The sequence below is a fragment of the Pseudomonas onubensis genome, from assembly GCF_965653655.1.
Lineage (GTDB): Bacteria > Pseudomonadota > Gammaproteobacteria > Pseudomonadales > Pseudomonadaceae > Aquipseudomonas.
In genome coordinates this window covers 1-23,775 of sequence record NZ_CBFHAZ010000101.1, presented here as the reverse complement: position 1 = coordinate 23,775, position 23,775 = coordinate 1, and the positions used below count along the sequence as shown (strand labels likewise).

The following is a 23,775-nucleotide window of genomic DNA, read 5'->3' as shown; positions in this document are numbered from 1 at the left end:
CGCGAATGCGGTGGATCAGTTGATCCACGTGCTGACTGACACACCGCATTCGCGAGCAAGCCCGCTCCCACAGTTTTGATCGCGCTTCAACAGTGGGAACGATCAGAGTGGGGTTAAATATCCGCCAGCGCCGACACCAGAATCGCCTTGATGGTATGCATGCGGTTTTCCGCCTGCTCAAACGCGATGTTGGCCGGCGACTCGAACACTTCCTCAGTCACTTCCACACCATTGGCCAGGTTCGGATAACGCGCGGCGATGTCCTTGCCCACTTTGGTTTCGCTGTTATGGAACGCCGGCAGGCAGTGCATGAACTTCACGCGCGGGTTGCCCGAGGCTTTCATCATCTTGGCGTTGACCTGGTACGGCAGCAGTTGCTCGATACGCTCGTCCCACGCTTCCACTGGCTCACCCATCGACACCCAGATATCGGTGTGGATGAAGTCCACGCCTTTGACGGCTTCTTTCGGGTCTTCGGTGATGGTGATGCGCGCGCCGCTTTCTTCGGCAAACGCCTGGCACTGCTTGATGAAGTCTTCGTGTGGCCACAGCGCTTTCGGCGCGCCGATGCGCACGTCCATGCCGAGTTTGGCGCCGATCATCAGCAACGAGTTGCCCATGTTGTAGCGCGCGTCGCCCAGGTACGCGTAGCTGATGTCATGCAGCGGCTTGTCGCTGTGCTCGCGCATGGTCAGGGTGTCGGCGATCATTTGCGTTGGGTGGAATTCGGCGGTGAGGCCATTGAACACCGGTACACCGGCGAACTTGGCCAGCTCTTCGACGATTTCCTGCTCAAAGCCACGGTACTCGATGGCATCGAACATACGGCCCAAGACGCGGGCGGTGTCTTTCATGCTTTCCTTGTGGCCGATCTGCGACGACACCGGGTCAATGTAGGTGACGTGGGCGCCCTGGTCATGGGCTGCCACTTCGAACGCGCAACGGGTGCGAGTCGAGGTTTTTTCGAAGATCAGCGCGATGTTCTTGCCTTGCAGGTGCGGACGCTCGGTGCCGGTGTACTTGGCGCGTTTGAGGTCGCGGGACAGGTCCAGCAGGTAGTGCAGCTCGCGGGTGGTGTGGTGCATCAGCGACAGCAGGCTGCGGTTGCGCATGTTAAAAGCCATGATGAATCTCCTTAATAGTCGATGGGGTCGCGGATGATCGGGCAGGTCATGCAGTGGCCACCGCCACGGCCTCGGCCCAGTTCACCGGCGCTGATGGTGATGACTTCCACACCGGCCTTGCGTAGCAAGGTGTTGGTGTAGGTGTTGCGGTCGTAGCCGATCACCACGCCGGGCTCCACGGCCACCACGTTGTTGCCGTCATCCCATTGCTCGCGTTCGGCGGCGAAGCTGTTGCCGCCGGTCTCGACCACACGCAGTGCTTTGAGGTTGAGGGCTGCGGCCACGGTTTCGAGGAAGTTGGTTTTCTCGCGCTGGATGTCGATGCCGTGTGGCTTGCTTTCATCCGGGCGCAGGGTGAAGGGCACGATCTGGTTGACCACTTCGGGGAAGATCGTCACCAGGTCGCGGTCGCAGAAGCTGAACACCGTATCCAGGTGCATCGCCGCGCGGGACTTCGGCAGGCCGGCAACGATCACGCGTTCCACGGCTTTGTTCTTGAACAGGTTGCGCGCCAGTTGGCCAATGGCCTGGTGCGAAGAGCGCTCACCCATGCCGATCAACACCACGCCATTGCCAATCGGCATCACGTCGCCGCCTTCGAGTGTGGCGGCCCCGTGTTCCTGGTCGGGGTCGCCGTACCAGATCTGGAAGTCGGCGTTGGTGAACTCGGGGTGGAATTTATAGATGGCGCTGGCCAGCAGGGTTTCCTGACGTCGCGCCGGCCAGTACATCGGGTTGAGCGTCACGCCGCCGTAGATCCAGCAGGTGGTGTCGCGGGTGAACTGGGTGTTGGGCAGCGGCGGCAGGATGAAGCTTGAGTGGCCGAGGAAGTCGCGGAACATCTCGATGGTCTTGCCACCGAAGCTGCTCGGCAGGTCATCGGCCGACACGCCGCCAATCAGGTACTCGCTGATTTTGCGCGGCTCCAGGCTGCGCAGCCACGAGCCGACTTCAGCGACCAGGCCCAGGCCAACGGTGTTGGCGGTGATCTTGCGTTCCAGGATCCAGTCCAGCGCTTCGGGGATGGCGACGATATCGGTCAGCAGGTTGTGCATTTCCAGCACATCAATGTCCCGCTCGCGCATCTTGGTCACGAAGTCGAAGTGGTCGCGCTTGGCCTGGGCCACCCACAGCACGTCATCGAACAGCAGTTCGTCGCAGTTGTTGGGGGTCAGCCGCTGGTGCGCCAAACCTGGGGAACACACCATGACTTTGCGCAGTTTGCCGGCTTCGGAATGTACGCCGTACTTCACTTTTTCCGTGGTCATTACAGATCCTCCAGTCAGAATTACAGAGTCAGGAAGCCGTCGTAGAGGCCATAGGCAGCCACCAGGGCGCCAATGACGACTGCGGCAAAAATCAGCTTCTCGACGTTGGTGAAAATCGGTTTGCCCAGTTCATGTTTGGCCTTGGCGAACAGGATTGCGCCGGGGGCATAGAGCAGGGCGGACAGCAGCAGGTATTTGGTGCCGCCAGCGTAGAGCAGCCAGACCGCGTAGATCAGGGCGATGGCGCCGATGAACAGGTCTTTCCTGCGCTCGCGCAGGGCGTTTTCGTAGGTCTCGCCGCGCACCGCCAGCAGCAGCGCATAGGCCGCCGACCACAGGTAAGGCACCAGGATCATCGAGGTGGCGAGGTAGATCAGTGACAGGTAAGTGCTGGCCGAGAACAGCGTGATCACCAGGAACACCTGCACCATCGCATTGGTCAGCCACAGGGCGTTGACCGGCACATGGTTGGCGTTTTCCTTGCGCAAAAACTCCGGCATGGTGTGGTCCTTGGCGGCGGCGAACATGATCTCCGCACACAGCAGCACCCATGACAGCAGCGCACCCAACAGCGAGATGATCAAGCCGACGCTGATCAGTACCGCGCCCCAGTGGCCCACCACATGCTCCAGCACCGCAGCCATCGAAGGGTTCTGCAGTTTGGCCAGTTCCGGTTGGGTCATGATGCCCAGGGACAGCACGTTCACCAGCATCAAAAACAGCAGCACGGTGATAAAACCGATCACGGTGGCCTTGCCCACGTCGCTGCGTTTTTCTGCACGGGACGAGAAGATGCTCGCGCCTTCGATGCCGATAAACACCCACACGGTGACCAGCATCATGTTGCGCACCTGGTTCATCACGCTGCCCAGGTCGGGGTTTTTTACGCCCCAGATGTCAGCGGTGAAGATGTCCAGCTTGAACGCGAACAGCGCGATCAATACAAACAGCACCAGCGGCACCACCTTGGCGACGGTGGTCACCAGGTTGATGAAGGCTGCTTCCTTGATCCCGCGCAGTACCAGGAAATGCACGGCCCACAGCAGCACTGAGGCGCCGATCACCGCCGCTGGCGTGTTGCCTTCGCCGAAAATGGGGAAGAAGTAACCGAGGGTGCTGAACAGCAACACGAAGTAACCGACGTTGCCCAGCCAGGCGCTGATCCAATAGCCCCAGGCCGATGAGAAACCCATGTAGTCGCCAAAGCCGGCCTTGGCGTAGGCGTACACGCCGCCGTCGAGGTCAGGCTTGCGGTTGGCCAGGGTCTGGAATACGAAAGCGAGGGTGAGCATGCCGATGGCGGTAATGACCCAGCCGATCAACACCGCGCCGACATCGGCGCTGGCGGCCATGTTTTGCGGCAGTGAGAAGATCCCGCCACCAATCATTGAGCCCACGACCAGCGCAACCAGTGCGCCGAGTCGAAGTTTTCCGGGAGTTTCAGACATTGCATGACTCCAATGCAGGAGAAGAGAGACCACAGAATAATTCCGTGCGCTAATCAAACAGCTGACTCAGATCACTTCATTGGCACATTCCATTGTGAATTAATGACTTAGGGGTAAAATCCCGGGGCAATAGTTTTCCCCGCAAAGGCGCTTTCCAGAGCGGCTCCTGCGTTTTGATTAATCATTTAGTCCGAGGTATGGACGTTTGACGCTAGCCCGTTTTGCAGAATGTGCAAACTTTTCTCAAATACCTGGCTAAGCCTTCACAAAGTGGCAAAGTGCCTTGCATCCTTAAATTCTAAATAAGCCTAAACTTTATAAACTGTCATGCCATTGCGTTATGAGCGTGACAGTTTTATCGCGGTCTTTAATAAACGCTACACTCGCTGAGTTAATTAGTTGAGTGCACGCGTGTTATCTCGAACTATTTATTTTCAGGAGTTTTTCATGTCCCAACCGGCCGAGAAACTACGTCTCAGCGCGTTGATTGCCCTGGTGGTAGGTTCGATGATCGGCGGCGGGATTTTTTCTTTGCCGCAGAACATGGCCGCACGCGCCGAAGTGGGCGCGGTGCTGATCGGCTGGGCCATCACCGCCGTCGGCATGCTGACCCTGGCGTTTGTGTTCCAGACCCTGGCCAATCGCAAACCCGAACTGGATTCCGGCGTGTACGCCTACGCCAAGGCCGGGTTCGGTGACTACATGGGGTTTTCGTCGGCCTGGGGCTACTGGATCAGTGCGTGGATGGGCAACGTTGGTTACTTCGTGTTGCTGTTCAGCACCCTCGGCTACTTTTTCCCGGTGTTCGGCCAGGGCAATACACCAGTCGCCATCGGCTGCGCCTCGCTGCTGCTGTGGGCCGTGCATTTTCTGGTGCTGCGCGGCATCAAGGAGGCGGCGTTCATCAACCAGATCACCACCGTGGCGAAGATCGTGCCGTTGCTGATGTTTATCGTGATCGCCGCCGTGGCGTTCAAGGCGGATATTTTCACCCGCGATATCTGGGGCCTGGGCAACCCGCAATTTGGCAGCGTGGTCGATCAGGTACGCAACATGATGCTGGTCACTGTGTTCGTGTTTATCGGTATCGAGGGCGCCAGCGTGTATTCGGCGCGCGCCGAGAAGCGTTCGGACGTGGGCCGCGCCACCGTGATCGGTTTTCTTGGCGTGCTGGCGCTGTTGGTGCTGGTGAATGTGCTGTCCCTGGGCATCATGAGCCAGCCGGAGCTGGCGCAATTGCAAAACCCGTCACTGGCGGGTGTGCTGGAACATATCGTCGGGCCGTGGGGCGCGATGGCGATCAGCATCGGGTTGGCCGTGTCGCTGCTCGGCGCCTTGCTGTCATGGGCGCTGCTGTGTGCGGAAATCCTCTACGCCACCGCCCATGACAAAACCATGCCGGCCTTCCTGAAAAAGGAAAACCCCAACCGGGTGCCGGTCAACGCGCTGTGGCTCACCAACCTGATGATCCAGGTGTTCCTGGTGATCACGCTGTTTTCCCACAGCACCTACACCACCCTGATTTACCTGGCCTCGTCGATGATCCTGGTGCCGTACCTGTGGTCGGCGGCCTACGCGGTGCTGTTGAGCGGGCGCGGTGAAACCTATGCCGGTGCCCAGCGCCAGCGCTACAAGGATTTGCTGGTCGGCCTGATCGCCCTCGGCTATGCCGTCTGGCTGCTGTACGCCGGTGGCTTGAAGTACCTGCTGCTCTCGGCGCTGCTATACGCACCTGGCGTGATCCTGTTTGCCCTGGCCAAGCGCGAACAGGGCCAGCCCTTGTTTACGCACATGGAAAAAGGCATTTTCAGCTGCGTGATCGCGGGCGCTGGGCTGGCGGCTTATGGGCTGTATAGCGGGGTGTTGTCGTTGTGAGATTGGCGTATGAGCCGCCCTATGACTGGGCGGCAATGCTGGGTTTTTTATCGGCGCGGGCCATCACCGGGTTGGAGACCGTAGAGGCCGGCATGTATCGGCGCAGCATCAGCGTGAACGGGCAGCACGGCTGCCTCAGCGTGGCGCCGGGTGCGGGCGATTGGCTGGAAGTGGGCGTTGAGTTTTCCGACACGGCGGCGCTGCCCGAGATCGAGCGGCGCCTGCGGGCGATGTTCGATCTGGATGCCCAACCTGGGTTGATCAATGCACAACTGGCCGCCGACCCGTTGATGGCGCGGCTGGTGGCTGCCCGCCCTGGCCTGCGTGTGCCGGGGACGTGGGACGGTTTGGAACTGGCGATTCGCGCCGTGCTGGGCCAACAGATCACGGTGGTCGCGGCCATTCGCCTGGCGGGTAAATTGGTGGCGCAGTATGGCCAGCCGCTGTACACGCCGTATGCCGGCATTACCCATGTGTTTCCGGTTGCCGAAGTCTTGGCGGCGGCGGACCTCGCGACCTTGGGCATGCCCAAGGCGCGGGGCCGTACCTTGTCGGGTGTGGCTCAGGCGTTGCTGGATGATCCATCGGTGTTTGAGCCCAAGGCCAGCCTCAAGGACGGCGTGGCGCGGCTGGTGGCCTTGCCGGGCATTGGCGACTGGACCGCGCATTACATCGCCATGCGTCAGTTGCGTGAGCCGGATGCGTTTGCGTCGGGGGATATTGGCTTGATCAATGCGCTGGCGGCGTTGGAAGGTGGGCCAGTGTCGGCGCGGCAGTTGTTGGCTAGAGCTGAGGCGTGGCGGCCTTTAAGGGCGTATGCGGCGCAGCATTTGTGGACGTCGTTGAGCAGAATGGACTGATGACATCTGTCAGGGCCTCTTCGCGAGCAAGCCCGCTCCCACACTTGACTGAGTACATCCTTTGGAATGGGGCCAAATGTGGGAGCGGGCTTGCTCGCGAAAGCGGTTTTCAAGTCACCATTGAGGCCGGTGCGAGCCCAATTCCCCGGCCGGCAAATCCCACTGCAACGGCGTGCCACTGATGGTCACCGGCGCCAGCAAACGATGCGCCTGGCCCCAGGCCGTCTGTTCCACCACCAAGCCCTGATCGCCCGGGTCTTCTGCCCGCAACGCCGGCTGCTCCGGCACTTGCCCGGCCTCCACCAGCAACTTCGCCGTGCGCGCCAATGACAACCGCGCCGAACCACCACGGCCGGTTTTCAGCCGCTCACTCATTGCTTGAATGGCACTGGCCGCCATCAAATACCCGGTTGCATGATCCAGCGCCTGCAACGGCAGCGGCACCGGTTTATCCGCCTGTTTCCAGGCCATGCCGGCGTCGGCAATGCCGCTGCTCATCTGCACCAAACTGTCGAAGCCGCGACGGTTACGCCACGGGCCGCTCCAGCCGTAGGCGTTGAGGCTCACGTCGATCAGGCCGGGGGCGAGGTTTTGCAATGCTGTGGCGGTGTAGCCCAACTGCTCCAGTGCGTCGGCGCGGTAGCCGTGGAACAGGATGTCGGCGTCCTTGAGCAGGCTTTCGAACACCTGGCGGTCTTCGGCACTTTTAAGGTCCAGGCGTGCGCAGCGTTTGCCCAGGGTCATTTCCGGTACTACACCGGGCTCGTTCCAGGTCGGCGAGTCGATGCGCAGTACATCTGCGCCCAAGCCTGCGAGAAAACGGCTGGCCACGGGGCCGGCCAACACACGGGTCAAATCCAGCACCTTGATGCCTGCCAGTGGGCGTGCCACCGAGCCGAGCCAGGGTTTGTCGCAGGGGGTGTCGAAGGTCTGGCGCTGCACCAGTGCCTCGGCGTTCACCGCCAACCCTTGCGGATGGGTTTGCCAGGCCTGCCATGTGCGCATCTGCGCCGCGCAACCGCCGGCCTCGACGATCGCCTGTTCCAGTTCGGCGGCGTTCCAGGTCGCGACTTTACTGGCCATCTCGGCGCGGTCATTGACCTTGCCCAGCACGCGCTCGGCGGCGGCACGGTGATGGGGCGCATTGGTGTGCAAACGGATCCAGCCGTCGACGCTGGCGTAGTCGCCGGCTACCGGGTCCCACAGCGGCGGTACTTGCCAGCCCACCGGGCGAATCGAGGAGGAGAACCAGAAGGAAGCGAGGCGCCGGTCCACGCTTACGCTGGGCAAGCGCCCGGTTTGTTGCTGGATAAGTTGAGCAACCGCCTGGCCGGCAGCGCCGAGGCTGGCGCTGGCCAGTTCGGTCACGGCAAAGGTCGAGGGCAGGGCGCCGGCCTCGGTAAGCGTCAGCGGGGTTTGCGGTAAATCGAGTGCGGCTTGGATGGGTGTCAGCAGGTCAGTCATCAAAGGCCCTCCGTTAGAGAAGGGCCACTATAGAAGATCCTCACACGGCTGTGACCACTCCCGGCACCAACGGCAAGTCGATGCTGGCGATAAAACCGCCGTCCGGGTGATTGCCCAGGATCAGGCTGCCGCCATGGCGTTCGGCGGCGCGGCGGGCAATCGCCAGGCCCAGCCCGTGGCCTTGGGCGGCTTGGCCGGGCGCGCGATAAAACGGCTCGCCCAGCTGGCTCAGGTGTTCGGTTTCAACGCCGGGGCCATGGTCGCGCACGCTGATCAGGATGTGCTCGCCCTGGTGCTGGGCGCTTAGCTCGATGGGCTGGCCCACGGGGTTAAAGCGCTGGGCGTTGCGCAGCAGATTGTCCACGGCGCGCTCGATCATGGTCGGCCAGCCCTTGAGGTGCAGTGCGGGCTCGGCGCTCAGTTGCACCACCTGTTCCGGCGCACTCAGTTGGGCATCCTTTTGTAAGGTTCTGAGCAGTGGGGTGAGGTCGACCTCTTCGGCGCTGGCGTTGTCGGCATCTACGCGGGCCAGCACCAGAATCTCGCTGATCAGCGCTTCCAGGCGGTCGCACTCGCGGGTCAGGCGCGGCCACAGCCGTTCGCGTTCTTCGGGGTTGGCGCGTTCGGCCAGGGCCAGGGCGATGCGCAGGCGGGCCAGTGGTGAACGCAGTTCGTGGGACACGTCGCGCAGCAATTGGCGCTGGCTGCCGATCAGGCTTTGCAGGCGCGCGCCCATGCGGTTGAAGTCGGTGGCGAGCACGCCGAATTCATCGCGGCGGTTGGCCAGTTGCGCCAGGCTGTTTTGCTGATAGGTGGTCTGGCCCAGGTCATGCACCGCGCCGCGCAGGCGGCTGAGTGGGCGGGTGATGGAGAGCGTCACCAGCAGGCTGAACAGCGTCAGCACCACCAGGGCGATTGCCAGCGCGCTCAACGGCCACAGCAGGCTGCTGCGGTGCCAGGCGTCCAGCTCCGGGTGGGGAATGCGGTAGATCAGCAGGTACGTGTCGCCGGTTTTTTCACTGGTGTACTCGGCGGTCAGGCGGCGCCAGGGCAGGTGGCTGTCCTGATTGTCATTCTGGCGGGCTTCGAAGGCGGCGGCACGGCGCGGGAAGGTGCCGCGTACCACCGGGTCGCCGCTTTCGTTGAGCACCTGCACGTCAATGTGGTACTGGCGTTTGCGCTGTTGCAGCAACTCCTGGGCGGCGTCCTCACCCTGAGCTTCGTAGAGTTGCGTCCACTCTTGCGCCAGGTTGTTGAGGCCGGGATGACGGCTGAGAATCCAGGCATCCTGGTTAAGCATGTGCCCAAGCAGGATCGACAGCCCGGCAACCAAGGCGATGGCCAGCCAGAAACTGGCCAGGATGCGCCAGAACAATGAACGCACAGGAAACCCTCAAACAGGAAAAGCCCAGCGGCGCGAGCCACTGGGCTGGGAGGTAACGCTAGAGCATTATTGCGCTTTTTGCGGCTGTTGCGCTTTCCAGGCCTGGAATTCCTTCCACTCGGCGCGGCGCTCGGCTTGCTTCTTGACGATCTCGTCGAATTTCTTCTGTTGATCGGGTTTGAGCACGGCACGTATGTCAGCCTGGGTTTTCTGCTTGGCGGCAGCCATGTCGTTTTTCATGGCTTGCTGGTCAGCGGCTGGCAGTTTGTCCAGATACTTGCGCACGATCTCTTTGCGGCCGTGCCATTGTTCGCCCATCAGCTTGCCGATTTGCTGGCGCTGTTCGCGGCTCAGGTCGAGCTGGCTGAAGGGGCCGCCTTTGCCACGCGGACCGTGTTCACCGCCGTGGCCAGGGCCGCCCATCATATGGCCTTCAGGGCCGCCCATCGGGCCTGGGCCTTCTGGCGCTGCGGCCATGGCGATGGTTGGCAGGGCAGCGGCGAACATCAGAGCGATAAGGGTCTTGCGCATGGTGTTTCTCCTGTCTCTATTCCGGTGAGTCCGGATGTGAGTAGGTTACGCAGCGCAAGGTCAGCGGCGGTCAGGGGAGGGTAAAGCTTGGGTAAAGAGGGTTTTGGTGTGAGCTGACAAAACCTTCAGGGCTGGTGAGATCAAGTGTGAGAGCGGGCTTGCTCGCGAAGGCGGTGTATCAGTCGAAGTCTGCGTCAACTGACAGACTGCCTTCGCGAGCAAGCCCGCTCCCACACAAGCCCGCTCCCACAGGGGATAGTGTTGTCTTTAGAGGCTGTAGTAATAGCCGCGGCTGCGCAGCGCCACGATCCGTGGACGGCCATCCGGGTGTGGGCCGATCTTTTTGCGCAGGTTGCTTACGTGCATGTCCAGGCTGCGATCGTAAAGGGTCAGCTTGCGGCCCAGGGCGATCTGCGCCAGTTCCTGCTTGTCCAGCGGCTCGCCGGGCTGGCGCAGCAACGCTTCGAGCAGGCGGCTTTCGGACACGGTGAGGGTGAATTCCTGCTCGTCGATGCTGACCACGCCGCGCACCGGGCTGAAGCACAGGTCGCCCAGTTCCATCTGCGTCGACACGGCCGCCGGGTGGCTGCGGCGCAGCACGGCGCGCAGGCGCGCAGTCAGTTCGCGTGGGTCGCAAGGCTTGGCCAGGTAATCGTCGGCACCCAGTTCCAGGCCGAGGATACGGTCCAGCGGCTCGCCACGGGCCGAGAGCATCACCACCGGCAATTCCGGGTGGTCATTGCGCAATTGCTTGAGCAACTCCAGGCCGCTGCCATCCGGCAGCATCACGTCAAGCACGACAGCGGCGGGTGCGGCTTCGGCCAGGGCTTTGCGCGCGCTCAAGCCGTCGTGGCAGGCGCGCACCTGAAAACCTTCCTGGCTCAACCAACTGGTCAGCAGCTCACAGAGCTCCTGGTCATCATCTATCAGTAACAGCTCGCTCATGACTCACTCAATTTAGCCATTGTCGACGGCGACGGTGCCCACCGCTGGCAAAGATCCCGCACAGCAAGGCGATCAGTGCGACGGCCCCGCCGGTAACAAACCATTGTTGTTGCTCGGTCAGCCAGCGGGTCAGGGTGCCGCCCTGTGTCTCTTTGAGTTGCTGGGCCAGGCGTTGGTTCTCCTGGCGCAAGCGATTCAGTTGAGCGCTTTCACGGGCGGCCTCTGTGCTTTGCAGTTGTTTGTTCAGTTCTTCATGCAGCCGTTCGCTTTCTTTCAAGCGTTGCTGCAACTCGGTGATCTGGCTGCCGGCACTCAGGGACAAGGGCGTGGAGCTGCCGGTGTTCGAGGTTTCTTCAGCGTGGGCGGTCGCCCCGATCATTAACACTGCCAACAGACACAACGGACGTAAGCGCATCGGAACTCCTGATTCCACACGAATATTCAGAACGTTGTCGGCAGGTTACCGAGAATAATGAGCAATTAGGAGCGCGCCGAACCGATTAGGTTCAGCGCAGCCGGGCTTAAGGCAGGACTTGCTTGAACGGCTTGATCACTACATCAGCGTAGACGCCTGCTTTGATGTAGGGATCGGCGTTGGCCCAGGCCTGGGCGTCGGCCAGCGAGGCGAACTCGGCAATGATCAGGCTTCCGGTGAAGCCGGCGGCACCTGGGTCATTGCTGTCGACGGCCGGGTGCGGGCCTGCGATCACCAGGCGGCCTTCGGCTTGCAGGGTTTTCAGGCGCTCAAGGTGCGCCGGGCGCACGCTCAGGCGTTTTTCCAGCGAATCGGCAACGTCGGTGGCAATGATGGCGTAGAGCATGTCAGTCCTCGGTTTTCGGCGTGGTAGGGGCGGTGTCATGCAGATGGCGCGACAGGTAGATACCTTGGCCGATCAGGAACAGTACGGTCATGCCCAGGCTGCCGAAGACTTTGAAGTCCACCCAGTAATCCTGGAAGGTAAAGGCCACGAACAGGTTGGCGGCGCCGCAGAACAGGAAAAACACGATCCAGGCCACGTTCAAACGCACCCATATCGGCTCCGGCAGGGTCAACGCGTGGCCCATGATGCGCTTGATCAACAGGCGGTCACCGATGAAGTGGCTGCCGATAAACACCAGCGCGAACAGCCAGTTAACGACCGGCGCTTTCCATTTAAGGAATGTTTCGCTGTGAAAGGCCAGGGTCAGGCCGCCGAACACCAGGCAGGCAACCAGGGTCAGCCATTGGCTTTTTTCCAGTTTGCGCTGGGAAATGAAAATGGCGCCGTAGACTACGATAGAACTGACGATCAGCACGGCGGTGGCGCTGTAGATGCCCCCGAACGAGAGCTGATGACCGGCGATATCAATGACCCTGGGGTCGAGTTTGGTAACGATGAAAAACAGCAACAGCGGGATGAAGTCGATGAATTGTTTCACAGTAAGAGCCAGAAGCTGGATGTGGCGGCATAATAACAAACATCCTTGGTAGCGAAAGCGCCAGCTGACTTGAGGTTACACACTCCCGTGAATGTTGATTTGCACTGCCACAGCACGGCCTCCGACGGCGCCCTGGCGCCCGCGGTACTGGTTGCGCGTGCGTTTGAAAAAGGCGTGCGAGTCTTGTCGTTGACCGACCACGACACCCTCGAGGGCCTCGATGAGGCCCGCACGGCGGCGCATGCGCTGGGCATGCAACTGGTCAACGGCGTGGAATTGTCCTGCACCTGGGGCGGCGCCACCATTCATGTGCTCGGCTACGGTTTCGATCAAAACGCTGCGCCTTTAGTGGCTGCCATCGCCCAATTGCACGATGGCCGTTGGCTGCGGTCCGAAGAAATAAGCCGCAAGCTCAGCCTTAAAGGCATGCCCAATGCCCTTGATGGCGCCCGCGCCGTCCAGCAGGAACTGGGCGACAGCGGCAACGCACCGGCCCGGCCGCACTTTGCCGACTGGATGGTGCGTGAAGGTTTTGTTAAAGACCGAGCTGAAGCCTTTCGCAAGTGGCTGGGCGCCGGCAAGTTGGGCGATGTGAAGCAACACTGGCCGACCCTGGAAGATACGGTCGGCACATTGCGCGCCTCCGGGGCCTGGGTGAGCCTGGCGCATCCCTGGCATTACGATTTCACCCGCAGCAAACGCCGCAAGCTGATTGCCGACTATATTGGAGCGGGCGGCCACGCAATCGAAGTGGTCAACGGGCATCAACCCGCTGATCAGGTGGGCAGCCTGGCGATTCTTGCCCGCGAATTTGGTCTGCTGGTGAGCGCCGGCAGTGATTTTCATGGCCCAGGCGGCTGGTCCGAGATTGGCGAGTACCGCCAGGTCCCGGAAGACTTGCCGCTGTTGTGGGGGCGATTTAAGCATGACCCCATTATTGCCACCGTCTGAACAGGTAGAACACGTGAGTCAATTCTTCCAGATTCATCCGGAAAACCCTCAAGCGCGCCTGATTAAACAGGCCGTGGAGATCATTCGCGCCGGTGGCGTGGTGATCTACCCGACTGATTCGTCCTACGCCATTGGTTGCCAGATCGGCGACAAAAGCGCGGTTGAACGGGTCAGACGCCTGCGTGAGCTGGACAAGAACCACAACTTTGCGCTGATCTGCAGTGATTTGTCGCAACTTGGGCTGTTCGCCAAAGTCGACACCGGCACCTTCCGCCTGCTCAAGGCCCACACGCCGGGGCCGTACACCTTTATTCTCAACGCCACCCGCGAAGTGCCGCGCCTGTTGCTGCACCCCAAAAAGCGCACCATCGGCCTGCGTGTGCCCGAGCACCCGATTGCCTTGGCGTTGCTGGCCGAGTTGGGTGAGCCGTTGATGAGCGTGTCGCTGATTCTGCCTGGCGAAGAAGAGCCGTTGTACGACCCTTACGAAATGCGCCGCCTGCTGGAAAAACACGTCGACCTGATCATCGACGGCGGCTACGGCGGCAACAAGGCGTCCACCGTGATCAACCTGGCCGACGGCGAGCCGCAAGTGGTGCGCGTGGGCTGCGGCGACCCGACGCCGTTTATGGTTGAGGCCTGAATGTCGGCCGTGGAAACCGCTGATCCCCAGGCCGGCGCCCAGCAGGAACTGCCTTTTGCCATGGTGTATGGCCAGGCGGTCATGGAAATGCCGCTGGACCTGTATATTCCACCGGATGCGCTGGAAGTCTTCCTTGAGGCCTTCGAAGGCCCGCTGGACTTGCTGCTGTACCTGATCCGCAAGCAGAACATCAATATCCTCGACATCCCGGTGGCGGAAATCACCCGCCAGTACATGGGGTATGTCGAGTTGATGCAATCGGTACGCCTGGAACTGGCTGCCGAGTACTTGGTGATGGCTGCCATGCTCGCCGAGATCAAGTCGCGCATGCTCTTGCCGCGCGCCGAGACCATTGAGGCCGAAGAAGACGACCCGCGTGCCGAACTGATCCGCCGCCTGCAAGAATACGAACGCTTCAAGGCCGCCGCCGAAGGCATCGACGGTTTGAGCCGCGTGGGCCGTGATGTGGTGGTGCCCAAGCTTGACGCGCCAGAAGCCCGGGCGCGCAAGCTGTTGCCGGATGTAAGCCTGGAAGAATTGCTGATGTCCATGGCCGAGGTGCTGCGCCGTGGCGACATGTTTGAAAGCCACCAGGTCAGTCGCGAGGCGCTGTCGACCCGCGAGCGCATGAGCGATGTGTTGGAGCGCCTCAAGGGCGGCGGCTTTGTGCCGTTTGTCGAGCTGTTTACCAAGGAAGAAGGGCGTTTGGGGGTTGTGGTGACCTTTATGGCGATCCTCGAACTGGTCAAGGAATCCTTGGTCGAGTTGGTCCAGAATGAGCCTTTTGCGGCTATCCACGTGCGGGCGCGAGCCGAATAAAGAGCTGAATCGATGAATCTGACTGAACCCCGCGAACTGGCACCCTTGCTGGAAGCCTTTCTTCTGGCCTCGGGAAAACCGCAGTCTCTGGAACGCCTGTTCGAGTTGTTCGAAGAGGCCGAGCGCCCTGAACCACCGGTGTTCAAGAAGGCGCTGGAGATTCTGCGCAAGTCCTGCGACGGTCGCGCCTTTGAACTGCGTGAAGTGGCGTCAGGTTATCGCCTGCAGATTCGTGAGAAGTTTTCCCCGTGGGTCGGCCGTTTGTGGGAAGAGCGCCCTCAGCGTTATTCCCGCGCGATGCTGGAGACCATGGCGCTGATTGCCTATCGCCAACCGATTACGCGCGGCGAGATCGAGGATGTGCGGGGCGTGGCAGTCAACAGCCATATCGTCAAGACGCTGCTGGAGCGCGAGTGGATCCGCATCGTCGGCTACCGCGACGTGCCCGGCAAACCGGCGATGTTCGCCACCACCAAGGTGTTTCTCGATCACTTCAACCTGAAAAACCTTGATGACCTGCCGCCGCTCGCCGAACTGCGCGAGATGGAAGCCGAGCCGGTGCTCGACTTCGACGACGCGCCGGTGCCTGCCAGCCTGCAGGAACTGGCTGACGCCACCGCCGAGCCGGAAGAGCCGAAGGACGAAACCAGTTTCCATACCTTGCTGCTTGAACTGGATGACATGGAGCAGGGCATCAAGACGGACTTTGATGACTTGCTGCGTGATGGCGCGGCTGAGCCTGAAACCCAGGTGAACGTTGAGGTTGAAGCGCAAGTCGAATCTGAACCGGAACCCGAAGAAGATATCCTTGGCGTGGCCGAAGCCCGTGAAAAGCTCCTGGCCGCCGTTGCCGCCCTCGAACAGCCGCCGCTGAGCGACGAAGAAGACGAAGCCCGAGCACTGGCTGAAGCCATTGAAGCCGAACGCCGCGAGTTCGAGGACTGACCCGGTCTACCAAACACATAGATCGTTCCCACGCTCTGCGTGGGAATGCCGCCTCGGACGCTCCGCGTCCGCTTGTGACGCGGAGCGTCACGGGATGCATTACCACGCGGAGCGTGGGAACGAGAGCCGTAATGATGAGTTCCACCAAAGACCCCTGCATCAGCATCTGCAAATTCGCCGACGACATCTGTGTCGGCTGTGGCCGCAGCAAGCGCGAAATCCGTGCCTGGAAGAAACTCGACAAAGCCGACAAACGCACCGTTCTGGCCGAAGCCGAGTTGCGCCTGCTGGCTCTGGGCGCCACCGGTCGGCGGAAAAGCAAATGACTTGGGCCTTATCGACTAGTCTGTGATGCGAAACCCGCGCCATGCGCGTATGATTCGCGACCCTTTGCCGACCTATTCGGCCAAAGCCCCGCTTTCAATACTCTTCAGGCCACGCCTGAATCGACCCACCGGGAGGTGCTTAAGATGAACGACCAAGACCAGAACGACAGCCAGGAAATCGGCCCAGCAGGCGAAAAACTGCAAAAGGTGCTGGCGCGTATCGGCGTGGGCTCACGCCGCGACGTTGAAGCCTGGATCACCCAGAAGCGCATCAAGGTCAATGGCGTCGAGGCTACCCTCGGCCAGCGCGTCGACCTGCACGATGCAATCACCATTGATGGCAAGGTCATCAAGCGTGAAGAGGCCGCCGAATCGGTGCGCCGTGTGATCATGTACAACAAGCCCGATGGCGAGATCTGCACCCGTGACGACCCGGAAGGCCGTCCGACCGTGTTCGACAAGATGCCCAAGCCCAAAGAAGGCCGTTGGATCAACATCGGTCGTCTGGACATCAACACCACTGGCTTGCTGATGTTCACCACCGACGGTGAACTGGCTAACCGCCTGATGCACCCGTCCTACGAGATGGACCGCGAATACGCCGTGCGTGTGCGCGGCGAAGTTGATGACGAGATGATCGAACGCCTCAAGGCTGGCGTGGTGCTGGAAGACGGCCCGGCCAAGTTCACCGACATCAAGCAGGCGCCCGGTGGTGAAGGTTTCAACCACTGGTACCACTGCGTGGTGATGGAAGGCCGTAACCGTGAAGTGCGTCGCCTGTGGGAATCCCAGGGCCTGGTGGTCAGCCGCCTGAAGCGCGTGCGTTTCGGCCCGGTGTTCCTCAACTCCGACCTGCCGATGGGCCGCTGGCGCGAAATGAGCCAGTACGAAGTCGACATCCTCAGTGCCGAAGTCGGCCTGACGCCAGTGGCCATGCCGCAGATGAACGCCAAGAGCAAAGACAAGCTTGAGCGTATGCAGCGTAAATCCTCGCGTCCTGTGGCGCGTACCGAACGTGTTGCCCGCACCTTGCGCCCGGCGCTGAATGCACCGGCAACCGGTGGTCGTATCTCCCGTGAGCCGCACATCGAAGGCGAGCGCCGCCCAACCGCGCCATCGCGTCAGGAAGGCGAGCGTGCACCGCGTACTCCGCGTCCTGCCCGTGGTGAAGCGCCAAGCGGTGGCCGTAGCAACCGTGGTGAAGCGGACCGCCCAGCGGACAACGCCAGCACCAAGCGCCCAGCCAAGCCTGCGGCGAACAAGCGCCCTGGCCCGAAACTGGTCGCCGACGAGCCGTCGGGCAAGCGCCGTGGCGCCCCGGCTGGTTCCGGTCAGCGTCCGGGTTTTGGTCGCAAGAAGCCGCAGTGATTTGATTGCGGCATAAAAAAAAGCCAACCCTAGGGTTGGCTTTTTTTTGGCTCTGAAACTTGGTAACCCAATCAACTGTGGGAGCGGGCTTGCTCGCGAATGCGGTGTATCAGCTTGCCCATGCATCAACTGATCCACCGCATTCGCGAGCAAGTCGAGTCGTCGCACCGCCGCTCCCACCGTAGATCTCCATCATTTCAAAGGCCGGTGTTTAGAACGCAAACCTGCCATCAAACACCGGCTTGTCATCCAGCGCCAACACGCCACTCTCAAAGATCAGATCCAGGTGATGGCTGCCTTTCTGCCCGCCACCCAAGCCCAGGTGCAACCCGCAATGGCGCTCCTCAAACCCGGCGTTGCGCGCATATAAGTCTTTAACCCCTTCATTGGTGCCAATCCCCAATTCCTCCACACGTCGGTTGGACGGGTTGGCATTCAGGTACTTGTTGAAGTCATCCGCCAGCCCCGGCACGTCGCTGGCCACGCTGCAAATCGTTGAGTTCTCGATCCACAACTCCAGCGGGGATTGCAGCACGCCGTATTTACGCGCAAACGGGATGGTGCTGAGGAAAGTGCCAACAAACCGCACTTGACCGTTGATGGCTTCGCTGTGGGTGGCGATTTCGCCCGGCGCCAGGTCGTGGTTGCCGACACCGTTAATATTGGTCCATTTCTTGATGCTGCTCAGCGGCGCCTCAAGGCGTGAGCCGTGTTTGTCGGTAAAGCTCAGCACGCTGGCCTGGGACATGCGCCGGATCAGCGTGGCATTGAGGTCGGCGATGCGCTGCGGCTCGACGCTGAACGTGTCGTAGAAATAGTCGCCATAATCCTTGAACAGCAGGGATTTCTTCCAGTGCTCGGCCATTACGCCTTGCAGGGCGCGAATAAAGTCCGGGCCTTCGGCGCGTGGGTTGGGCAGGGTCGAAGAGTCATACAGAAACAGGTACAGGTCGCAGGCTTCGATGGCGTGGGCCAGGGTGTCGCTGGGCGTCAGGTCCAGCCGTTGGCATTGGAAGTTGAAGCGTGCGGCGCTGCTATGGGTGATGGTTTCGGCGATGGCGTCGTAGCGCTCGGTATGGCCCAGCAACACGGTAGGGCGGCTCAGGCCGTTGAGTGCCGGATGGTGTGCGAGGTAGTAGAGAAAGTGTTCGACGGCGCGGGCCTTGTCCATGACGGGTGTCCTTCTGTGCCTTGGGTAAGGGGGCAGATGCAGTGCACTGCATCTGCCGGATGCCTGCCGGGTGTTAGAAAGGCCACATCGCGGTGCCAAAGGGCACAACGGCATCGGCTTGCATCATTTCAACGGCGGCCTCATGGGTCGGCGCTTCAAACCAATCGTCAAGTTGCAGTTCGGTTTCCAGGTCGTTTTCCAGTGCTTGCATGGTGTATCTCCTAGAGGACGTTGTTTGAGAACGGCTTGCCAACGGGCTTCGCTGGCAAGTGAAAGAACCTAGGAGAGAGTGTTTGAAAATGCAAAATATTTATTGACACGGTTTCATTTGGATTTTTTCTTCTGTTTTTTCGCAGTGATTTTTTATCCAGAAAAAACAGCACATTGGCTGAACCGATTATTCAGATGTTTCTCACTGACAGTTTTCCGTTGGCTGACAAAAAAGTCTGGCTGTAACGCTTATTTTCCGGGGTGTAACGATAGTTTTACGGGTTTGCCCCGGCATTCCTGAGTGGCGTTCAGCTGTAAGGATTAGCTGACAGTTTGTCGCGTGCACCCTGTTGGGGCGTGCTGAAGCTGTCGAGCGGTGTACAATGCGCCGCGTTTTACTGTGACCCTCCTTGCGTACCCACGCAAAAGGCCAAGACCTCAGGGTTTACCCACCCTGATCACTCCGCCCGGCCACGAGTCGGACGGGTTCGATTTCGTCACAGATAAAAACAAACAGGTGACGCATGACCGTTAGAAAGACGCTGTACTCCTGGTGCCTGCGCTGGGGTTTGAGCCGCGCTGCTTGAGTCGGTAATTCAAGGCAGCAACCTGCATTCGATATTCTCAAACCTTGCGTGAGACCCTTTTCATGAGTGGACCCCAATCTTCTTCAGGCGAGCTGAAACGCGGCCTGAAAAATCGGCATATCCAGTTGATCGCCCTCGGTGGCGCCATCGGCACCGGCCTGTTCCTGGGCTCGGCCGGCGTGCTCAAATCCGCCGGCCCTTCGATGATCCTGGGTTATGCCATCTGCGGCTTCATCGCCTTCATGATCATGCGCCAGCTCGGCGAAATGATCGTCGAAGAGCCGGTCGCCGGTTCCTTCAGCCACTTTGCCCACAAGTACTGGGGCGGTTTCGCCGGCTTCCTGTCGGGCTGGAACTGCTGGATCCTGTACATCCTGGTGGGCATGTCGGAGCTGACTGCGGTCGGCAAGTATGTGCACTACTGGTGGCCGGAGATCCCGACCTGGGTCTCGGCGGCGGCGTTCTTCGTGTTGATCAACCTGATCAACCTGGCCAACGTCAAAGTGTTCGGTGAAGCCGAGTTCTGGTTCGCCATCATCAAGGTCGTGGCTATCGTCGGCATGATCGCCCTGGGCAGCTACCTGCTGGTCAGCGGCAGCGGCGGCCCGCAAGCCTCGGTGAGCAACCTGTGGGACCACGGCGGGTTCTTCCCCCACGGCGTCGGCGGCCTGGTGATGGCCATGGCGATCATCATGTTCTCGTTCGGCGGCCTGGAAATGCTGGGGTTTACCGCCGCTGAGGCTGATCAGCCACGCACCGTGATCCCCAAGGCGATCAATCAGGTGATCTACCGCATCCTGATTTTCTACATCGGCGCGCTGGTGGTGCTGTTGTCGCTGACGCCATGGGACAGCCTGCTGGCGACCCTTAACGCGTCGGGCGATGCCTACAGCGGCAGCCCGTTCGTGCAGGTGTTTTCGATGCTGGGCAGCAATACTGCCGCGCATATTCTCAACTTCGTGGTGCTGACGGCGGCATTGTCGGTGTACAACAGCGGCACCTACTGCAACAGCCGCATGTTGCTGGGCATGGCTGAGCAGGGCGATGCGCCCAAGGCACTCGCCAAGATCGACAAGCGCGGTGTACCGGTGCGCTCGATCCTTGCGTCGGCGGCGGTCACTCTGGTGGCCGTATTGATGAACTACTTCATCCCTCAGCATGCGCTGGAACTGCTGATGTCGCTGGTGGTGGCCACCTTGGTGATCAACTGGGCGATGATCAGTTTCTCGCACCTCAAGTTCCGCCAGCACATGAACCGCACCGGCCAGGTGCCGTTGTTCAAGGCGCTGTGGTATCCGTATGGCAACTACATCTGCCTGGCGTTCGTGGTGTTTATCCTGGTGATCATGCTGATGATTCCGGGGATTCAGGTGTCGGTGTACGCAATCCCGGTGTGGGTAGCGTTCATGGCGGTGTGTTACGGGATCAAGAACAAGCGCAGTGCTGAAGCTGCGTTGACCACGGCGAGTGCAGCGCTGAAGTAAGCGGTGCTTGCTCGGTTATCAATACCCCTCTATTGAGGGGTATTTTTTTGCAATGAGATTCATCGGCTGTTTGAAATAACGCCACTCATGTAGTCGTTGAGGTCGCGAAAATCCTTGACGCTCCAGGCATGCGGCGCAACCTTCACACCGTTGTCTTGCAGGGTTTTTGGGATCAGGTTGCCGTTGGGGCGCAGGATCACCGAAGACACAATAACCCCCGGATAATCCGCCAGCCGTTTTTTGAAAGCAGGCGTTGTAAGGTCAGGCGTGGGAGGGCTGCTTTTCCTGGCCAATGGCCCGCTGGCCTTGAGGTCCGGGCCGTGGCACATGGCGCATCGCTGTGAATACAGGTTTTTGCCGTTGGCATTGTCCGCGACGGACAGTGACGTTTGAATGAGTGATAAAGTGCCGAGCACAAGGGTGAATAGCCTTTTCATGTTACTGCGTCCTTGTTGTTTATGTGGTTGTCGCCCGTTGCCTAAGGTTTTTGATTGATGCTGGTAATTTCCAACAATGTGCACTTGCCCGATGCCGAAATCGAGTTGACCGCCATTCGCGCCCAGGGCGCCGGTGGGCAGAACGTCAACAAGGTGTCGAGCGCGGTGCACCTGCGGTTTGATATCCCGGCGTCGTCGTTGCCGGCGTTCTATAAGGAGCGTTTGCTGGCGCTGCGTGACAGTCGTATCACCAGTGAAGGCGTGCTGGTGCTCAAGGCCCAGCAATACCGTACTCAGGAGCAGAACCGCGCCGATGCGCTGGAGCGCCTGGTGGAGTTGATCCTCAGTGCCACCAAGGTCGAGAAGAAGCGCCGCCCGACCAAACCCACCCTGGGCTCGAAGAAGCGTCGACTGGAATCCAAGACCAAGCGCGGCAATATCAAGGCTGGGCGCGGCAAGGTCGACTTCTAAGCGTCGCGCGCCTCACGGGCCTTGGGTGCTTGCCGGTACAAATACACACTCAACAGTAGGCCACCGACGGCAGCCAGGGCAGCAAACAGGAAGATCGACGCAAAGCCGAAACCTGCGGCCACCGCCCCGGCCAGTGGGCCGGTGATACCCAACGACAAGTCGATAAACAACGAATAAGCCCCCACCGCCGCGCCACGGCTGGAGGCTGGCACCAAATTGACGGCTTCTACGCCCAGCGCTGGAAACACCAACGAAAAGCCAAACCCACTCAACGCCGCACCGGCGAGCGCCCATTGCGCGTCGGGTGCCATCCACAGCAACAGCAGGCCGAGGGCTTCTACCGACAGGCAGGCAATTGCTACACGAAAGCCGCCAATCCGGTTGATCAAATTGCCGAACAGCAAGCGTGCGCCGATAAAACTGGCGCCGAACAGGCTCAAGGCCCACACCGCGTTGTCCCAACTCTGGGTCGTGTAATACAGCGTGATAAACGTGGCGATGGTGCCAAAACCAATCGAACCCAACGCGAGGGCGCAGCCGTGGGGTAGCACGCGGCCCAGCACATTCATGAAGGGCAGACGTACGCCGGCCACAATCGGCGCGGCTTCCTTGTTCCAGGCCAACAGCACGCCGAGCACTGCCAACAGAATGATGCTGACGCCCATGCTCCACAGCCCCAAGTGGCTGACCAGCAGCACGCCCAGCGGGGCCCCCACGGCCAGCGCCCCATAGCTGGCGATGCCGTTCCACGAGATAACCTTGGCCGTGTTGGCGGCACCGACCCGGCCGATGCCCCAGCCGATAGCGCCTGAACCCACCAGGCTTTCGGCGCTGCCCAGCACCAGTCGGCCAATCAGCAGGCTGACCAGGCTGACGCCGGGCAGGCTGGAAAACCACGCCGCCAGCAACATGAACACGCCGCTCAGGCCGCAACCAACCAAACCGATCAGCACCGCGCGCTTGCTGCCCAGGTTATCGATGATTTTGCCGGCATACGGACGGCTCAGCAGGGTGGCCAGGTATTGCACGCTGATCACCAAGCCCGCGATGACCGCGCCATAGCCCAGTTGACTGTGCACATAGCCCGGCAATACGGCCAGGGGAATGCCGATGTTGAGGTAGCCGATAAAGGTAAACAGCACGATAGAAACGACTTGCAGCGTGACCGCCATGGGGCGCTGGGTATTTGGCATGGGGGAGGTCCACCGTTGCAGCAGGTAAAGATAGGCTGCTAATGATACCGATGCTTTGGCTTGGGCAGGGCGGTAAAAAGCAAAACGTCAGCGCAAAAAGACATCAGGCTTGAGGCGGGGCCAGCATTTGCGTGGTCACCAGAGCGGCCAGGGCGTTTTCCTGGGTGCCGAAACGCTTGAGTAACAGGGCTTGTTTGTCGGCGCTGAGGCGGTTCCAGACTTCGATCATCTGCAGGGCAGCGTCGAGTACGGCGGCGTCCGGGGTGTCGGGGAGGGTGTCGGTCATGGCGGGGGTCTCGGTGATTCAGGCAGTGTGGAAAGCGCTTGAAGTGCGCTTTCCACACGGTCTGGTACGGCGTCAGTCCTGGCTTTTGCTGTCGACTGGTTTTGCTTCTTTGGCCTCAGGCTGCTTGTCACTGGCCTGCTGCGGTGTTGGCTGCTCAGTTGGGTGCAGGCTTGGGAAGGGGAGATTAGGTATCTCGTGCATCGTCGTCGCTCCTCGCAAGATCTGTTTTATCAATCGCAGGTGATTCCGCGCTCTCAAAAAGCCTTGGCAGGATACAGCACTGAAAATGACAAAAAGAATTTTATGTCGGCGGATGTACGAATTTTCATTTTTTTACGCAAGTGGCATGGGGTCGCAGGGTGGGTGTACTGGGGGGCGCTTTCAGATCAAGATCACAAGCGCAGATCAAAAGACCGCCGAATTCGTCAGCGAAAAGGATGTAAGGGCCAGAGCAACGGCAACAGCCAACCTCACTTCACCGTCAAGGTTGGATGCAGTCAACTGTGGGAGCGGGCTTGCTCGCGAATGCGGTGGGTCAGTTACAGATTAATTGACTGACACACCGC

Annotated in this window: 25 protein-coding genes; 10 read left to right on the top strand and 15 right to left on the bottom strand. The window is 60.4% G+C overall.

Going from position 1 to position 23,775, the window contains the following annotated elements; genetic code table 11:
* Positions 1-113: 113 nt before the first annotated feature.
* From ACTD9P_RS24340 to arcD (ACTD9P_RS24330), 3 genes are read right to left on the bottom strand one after another with little or no spacing between them, the layout of a single operon-like run.
* Positions 114-1,124, bottom strand: coding sequence for an ornithine carbamoyltransferase (locus tag ACTD9P_RS24340; RefSeq protein ID WP_027605559.1), 1,011 nt, complete (start codon positions 1,122-1,124; stop codon positions 114-116).
* Positions 1,125-1,135: 11 nt separating this feature from the next.
* Positions 1,136-2,392, bottom strand: a complete 1,257-nt coding sequence (gene arcA, locus ACTD9P_RS24335) for an arginine deiminase (protein WP_200433837.1) — start codon at positions 2,390-2,392, stop codon at positions 1,136-1,138.
* 20 nt (positions 2,393-2,412) lie between these two features.
* Entirely contained in the window at positions 2,413-3,840 is a 1,428-nt protein-coding gene (gene arcD / locus ACTD9P_RS24330) for an arginine-ornithine antiporter (RefSeq protein WP_438869699.1), read from the bottom strand.
* Positions 3,841-4,287: 447 nt separating this feature from the next.
* Between arcD (ACTD9P_RS24330) and arcD (ACTD9P_RS24325) the strand changes: the two genes are divergently transcribed.
* Together arcD (ACTD9P_RS24325) and ACTD9P_RS24320 are read left to right on the top strand one after the other, a co-directional pair.
* Positions 4,288-5,715: an arginine-ornithine antiporter gene (arcD, locus tag ACTD9P_RS24325; protein ID WP_056858596.1), complete on the top strand. Its 1,428-nt coding sequence runs from the start codon at positions 4,288-4,290 to the stop codon at positions 5,713-5,715.
* Positions 5,712-6,575, top strand: a complete 864-nt coding sequence (locus ACTD9P_RS24320) for a DNA-3-methyladenine glycosylase family protein (protein ID WP_438869698.1) — start codon at positions 5,712-5,714, stop codon at positions 6,573-6,575. Before arcD (ACTD9P_RS24325) ends, ACTD9P_RS24320 begins: the two co-directional genes overlap by 4 nt.
* Positions 6,576-6,689: 114 nt before the next feature.
* On the opposite strand, the gene ACTD9P_RS24315 is transcribed toward ACTD9P_RS24320, so the two are convergent.
* From ACTD9P_RS24315 to ACTD9P_RS24285, 7 genes are all read right to left on the bottom strand, one after another.
* Positions 6,690-8,039, bottom strand: coding sequence for a CoA transferase (locus tag ACTD9P_RS24315; protein ID WP_438869697.1), 1,350 nt, complete (start codon positions 8,037-8,039; stop codon positions 6,690-6,692).
* Between the two features lie 40 nt (positions 8,040-8,079).
* Positions 8,080-9,423 (bottom strand): sensor histidine kinase, encoded by a 1,344-nt coding sequence (locus ACTD9P_RS24310; protein ID WP_438869696.1) that lies wholly within the window; start codon positions 9,421-9,423, stop codon positions 8,080-8,082.
* A gap of 66 nt (positions 9,424-9,489) precedes the next feature.
* Positions 9,490-9,954 (bottom strand): LTXXQ domain protein, encoded by a 465-nt coding sequence (locus tag ACTD9P_RS24305; protein ID WP_438869695.1) that lies wholly within the window; start codon positions 9,952-9,954, stop codon positions 9,490-9,492.
* A gap of 267 nt (positions 9,955-10,221) precedes the next feature.
* Positions 10,222-10,899, bottom strand: a complete 678-nt coding sequence (locus tag ACTD9P_RS24300) for a response regulator transcription factor (protein WP_056858601.1) — start codon at positions 10,897-10,899, stop codon at positions 10,222-10,224.
* A 7-nt stretch (positions 10,900-10,906) separates the two neighbouring features.
* Positions 10,907-11,314 carry an SH3 domain-containing protein gene (locus tag ACTD9P_RS24295; RefSeq protein ID WP_438869694.1) on the bottom strand — a complete coding sequence of 136 codons (408 nt, stop codon included), beginning with the start codon at positions 11,312-11,314 and terminating at the stop codon, positions 10,907-10,909.
* A gap of 106 nt (positions 11,315-11,420) precedes the next feature.
* The gene (locus ACTD9P_RS24290; RefSeq protein WP_438869693.1) at positions 11,421-11,720 is read right to left on the bottom strand and encodes a YciI family protein; all 300 of its coding nucleotides are present in this window, start codon (positions 11,718-11,720) and stop codon (positions 11,421-11,423) included.
* A gap of 1 nt (position 11,721) precedes the next feature.
* Positions 11,722-12,318 carry a septation protein A gene (locus tag ACTD9P_RS24285; protein WP_438869692.1) on the bottom strand — a complete coding sequence of 199 codons (597 nt, stop codon included), beginning with the start codon at positions 12,316-12,318 and terminating at the stop codon, positions 11,722-11,724.
* 87 nt (positions 12,319-12,405) lie between these two features.
* On the opposite strand from ACTD9P_RS24285, the gene ACTD9P_RS24280 reads away from it, so the two are divergent.
* From ACTD9P_RS24280 to rluB, 6 genes are all read left to right on the top strand, one after another.
* Entirely contained in the window at positions 12,406-13,269 is an 864-nt protein-coding gene (locus ACTD9P_RS24280) for a PHP domain-containing protein (protein WP_200433844.1), read from the top strand.
* Between the two features lie 13 nt (positions 13,270-13,282).
* Positions 13,283-13,912: an L-threonylcarbamoyladenylate synthase gene (locus ACTD9P_RS24275; protein WP_438869700.1), complete on the top strand. Its 630-nt coding sequence runs from the start codon at positions 13,283-13,285 to the stop codon at positions 13,910-13,912.
* Positions 13,913-14,731, top strand: coding sequence for a segregation and condensation protein A (locus ACTD9P_RS24270; RefSeq protein ID WP_498371982.1), 819 nt, complete (start codon positions 13,913-13,915; stop codon positions 14,729-14,731).
* A 12-nt stretch (positions 14,732-14,743) separates the two neighbouring features.
* A complete protein-coding gene (gene scpB / locus ACTD9P_RS24265; RefSeq protein WP_438869691.1) occupies positions 14,744-15,676 on the top strand; it encodes an SMC-Scp complex subunit ScpB in 933 nt (310 codons plus the stop codon).
* A gap of 134 nt (positions 15,677-15,810) precedes the next feature.
* A complete protein-coding gene (locus tag ACTD9P_RS24260; RefSeq protein WP_017139163.1) occupies positions 15,811-16,002 on the top strand; it encodes a DUF1289 domain-containing protein in 192 nt (63 codons plus the stop codon).
* A 144-nt stretch (positions 16,003-16,146) separates the two neighbouring features.
* Positions 16,147-17,370 (top strand): 23S rRNA pseudouridine(2605) synthase RluB, encoded by a 1,224-nt coding sequence (gene rluB, locus ACTD9P_RS24255; RefSeq protein ID WP_017139164.1) that lies wholly within the window; start codon positions 16,147-16,149, stop codon positions 17,368-17,370.
* 211 nt (positions 17,371-17,581) lie between these two features.
* Here the strand turns inward: rluB and ACTD9P_RS24250 are convergent, their stop codons facing one another.
* The gene (locus ACTD9P_RS24250; RefSeq protein WP_438869690.1) at positions 17,582-18,541 is read right to left on the bottom strand and encodes a CgnE/CgnB domain-containing protein; all 960 of its coding nucleotides are present in this window, start codon (positions 18,539-18,541) and stop codon (positions 17,582-17,584) included.
* A 73-nt stretch (positions 18,542-18,614) separates the two neighbouring features.
* A complete protein-coding gene (locus ACTD9P_RS24245; protein ID WP_003175756.1) occupies positions 18,615-18,752 on the bottom strand; it encodes a hypothetical protein in 138 nt (45 codons plus the stop codon).
* A gap of 648 nt (positions 18,753-19,400) precedes the next feature.
* On the opposite strand from ACTD9P_RS24245, the gene ACTD9P_RS24240 reads away from it, so the two are divergent.
* Positions 19,401-20,822, top strand: coding sequence for an amino acid permease (locus ACTD9P_RS24240; RefSeq protein ID WP_438869689.1), 1,422 nt, complete (start codon positions 19,401-19,403; stop codon positions 20,820-20,822).
* Positions 20,823-20,881: 59 nt separating this feature from the next.
* Here the strand turns inward: ACTD9P_RS24240 and ACTD9P_RS24235 are convergent, their stop codons facing one another.
* Complete coding sequence (locus tag ACTD9P_RS24235; RefSeq protein ID WP_438869687.1) at positions 20,882-21,259, bottom strand: c-type cytochrome; 378 nt, start codon at positions 21,257-21,259, stop codon at positions 20,882-20,884.
* A gap of 57 nt (positions 21,260-21,316) precedes the next feature.
* Here ACTD9P_RS24235 and arfB point away from each other — a divergent pair, with 57 nt between their 5' ends.
* Positions 21,317-21,730 (top strand): alternative ribosome rescue aminoacyl-tRNA hydrolase ArfB, encoded by a 414-nt coding sequence (gene arfB, locus ACTD9P_RS24230; RefSeq protein ID WP_438869686.1) that lies wholly within the window; start codon positions 21,317-21,319, stop codon positions 21,728-21,730.
* Here the strand turns inward: arfB and ACTD9P_RS24225 are convergent.
* Together ACTD9P_RS24225 and ACTD9P_RS24220 are read right to left on the bottom strand one after the other, a co-directional pair.
* On the bottom strand, positions 21,727-22,923 hold the full coding sequence (locus ACTD9P_RS24225) for an MFS transporter (RefSeq protein ID WP_438869685.1): 1,197 nt from the start codon (positions 22,921-22,923) through the stop codon (positions 21,727-21,729). The two genes, arfB and ACTD9P_RS24225, sit on opposite strands and share 4 nt — an antisense overlap.
* A 103-nt stretch (positions 22,924-23,026) precedes the next feature.
* Entirely contained in the window at positions 23,027-23,209 is a 183-nt protein-coding gene (locus ACTD9P_RS24220) for a hypothetical protein (protein WP_017139170.1), read from the bottom strand.
* Between the last annotated feature and the right edge of the window lie 566 nt (positions 23,210-23,775).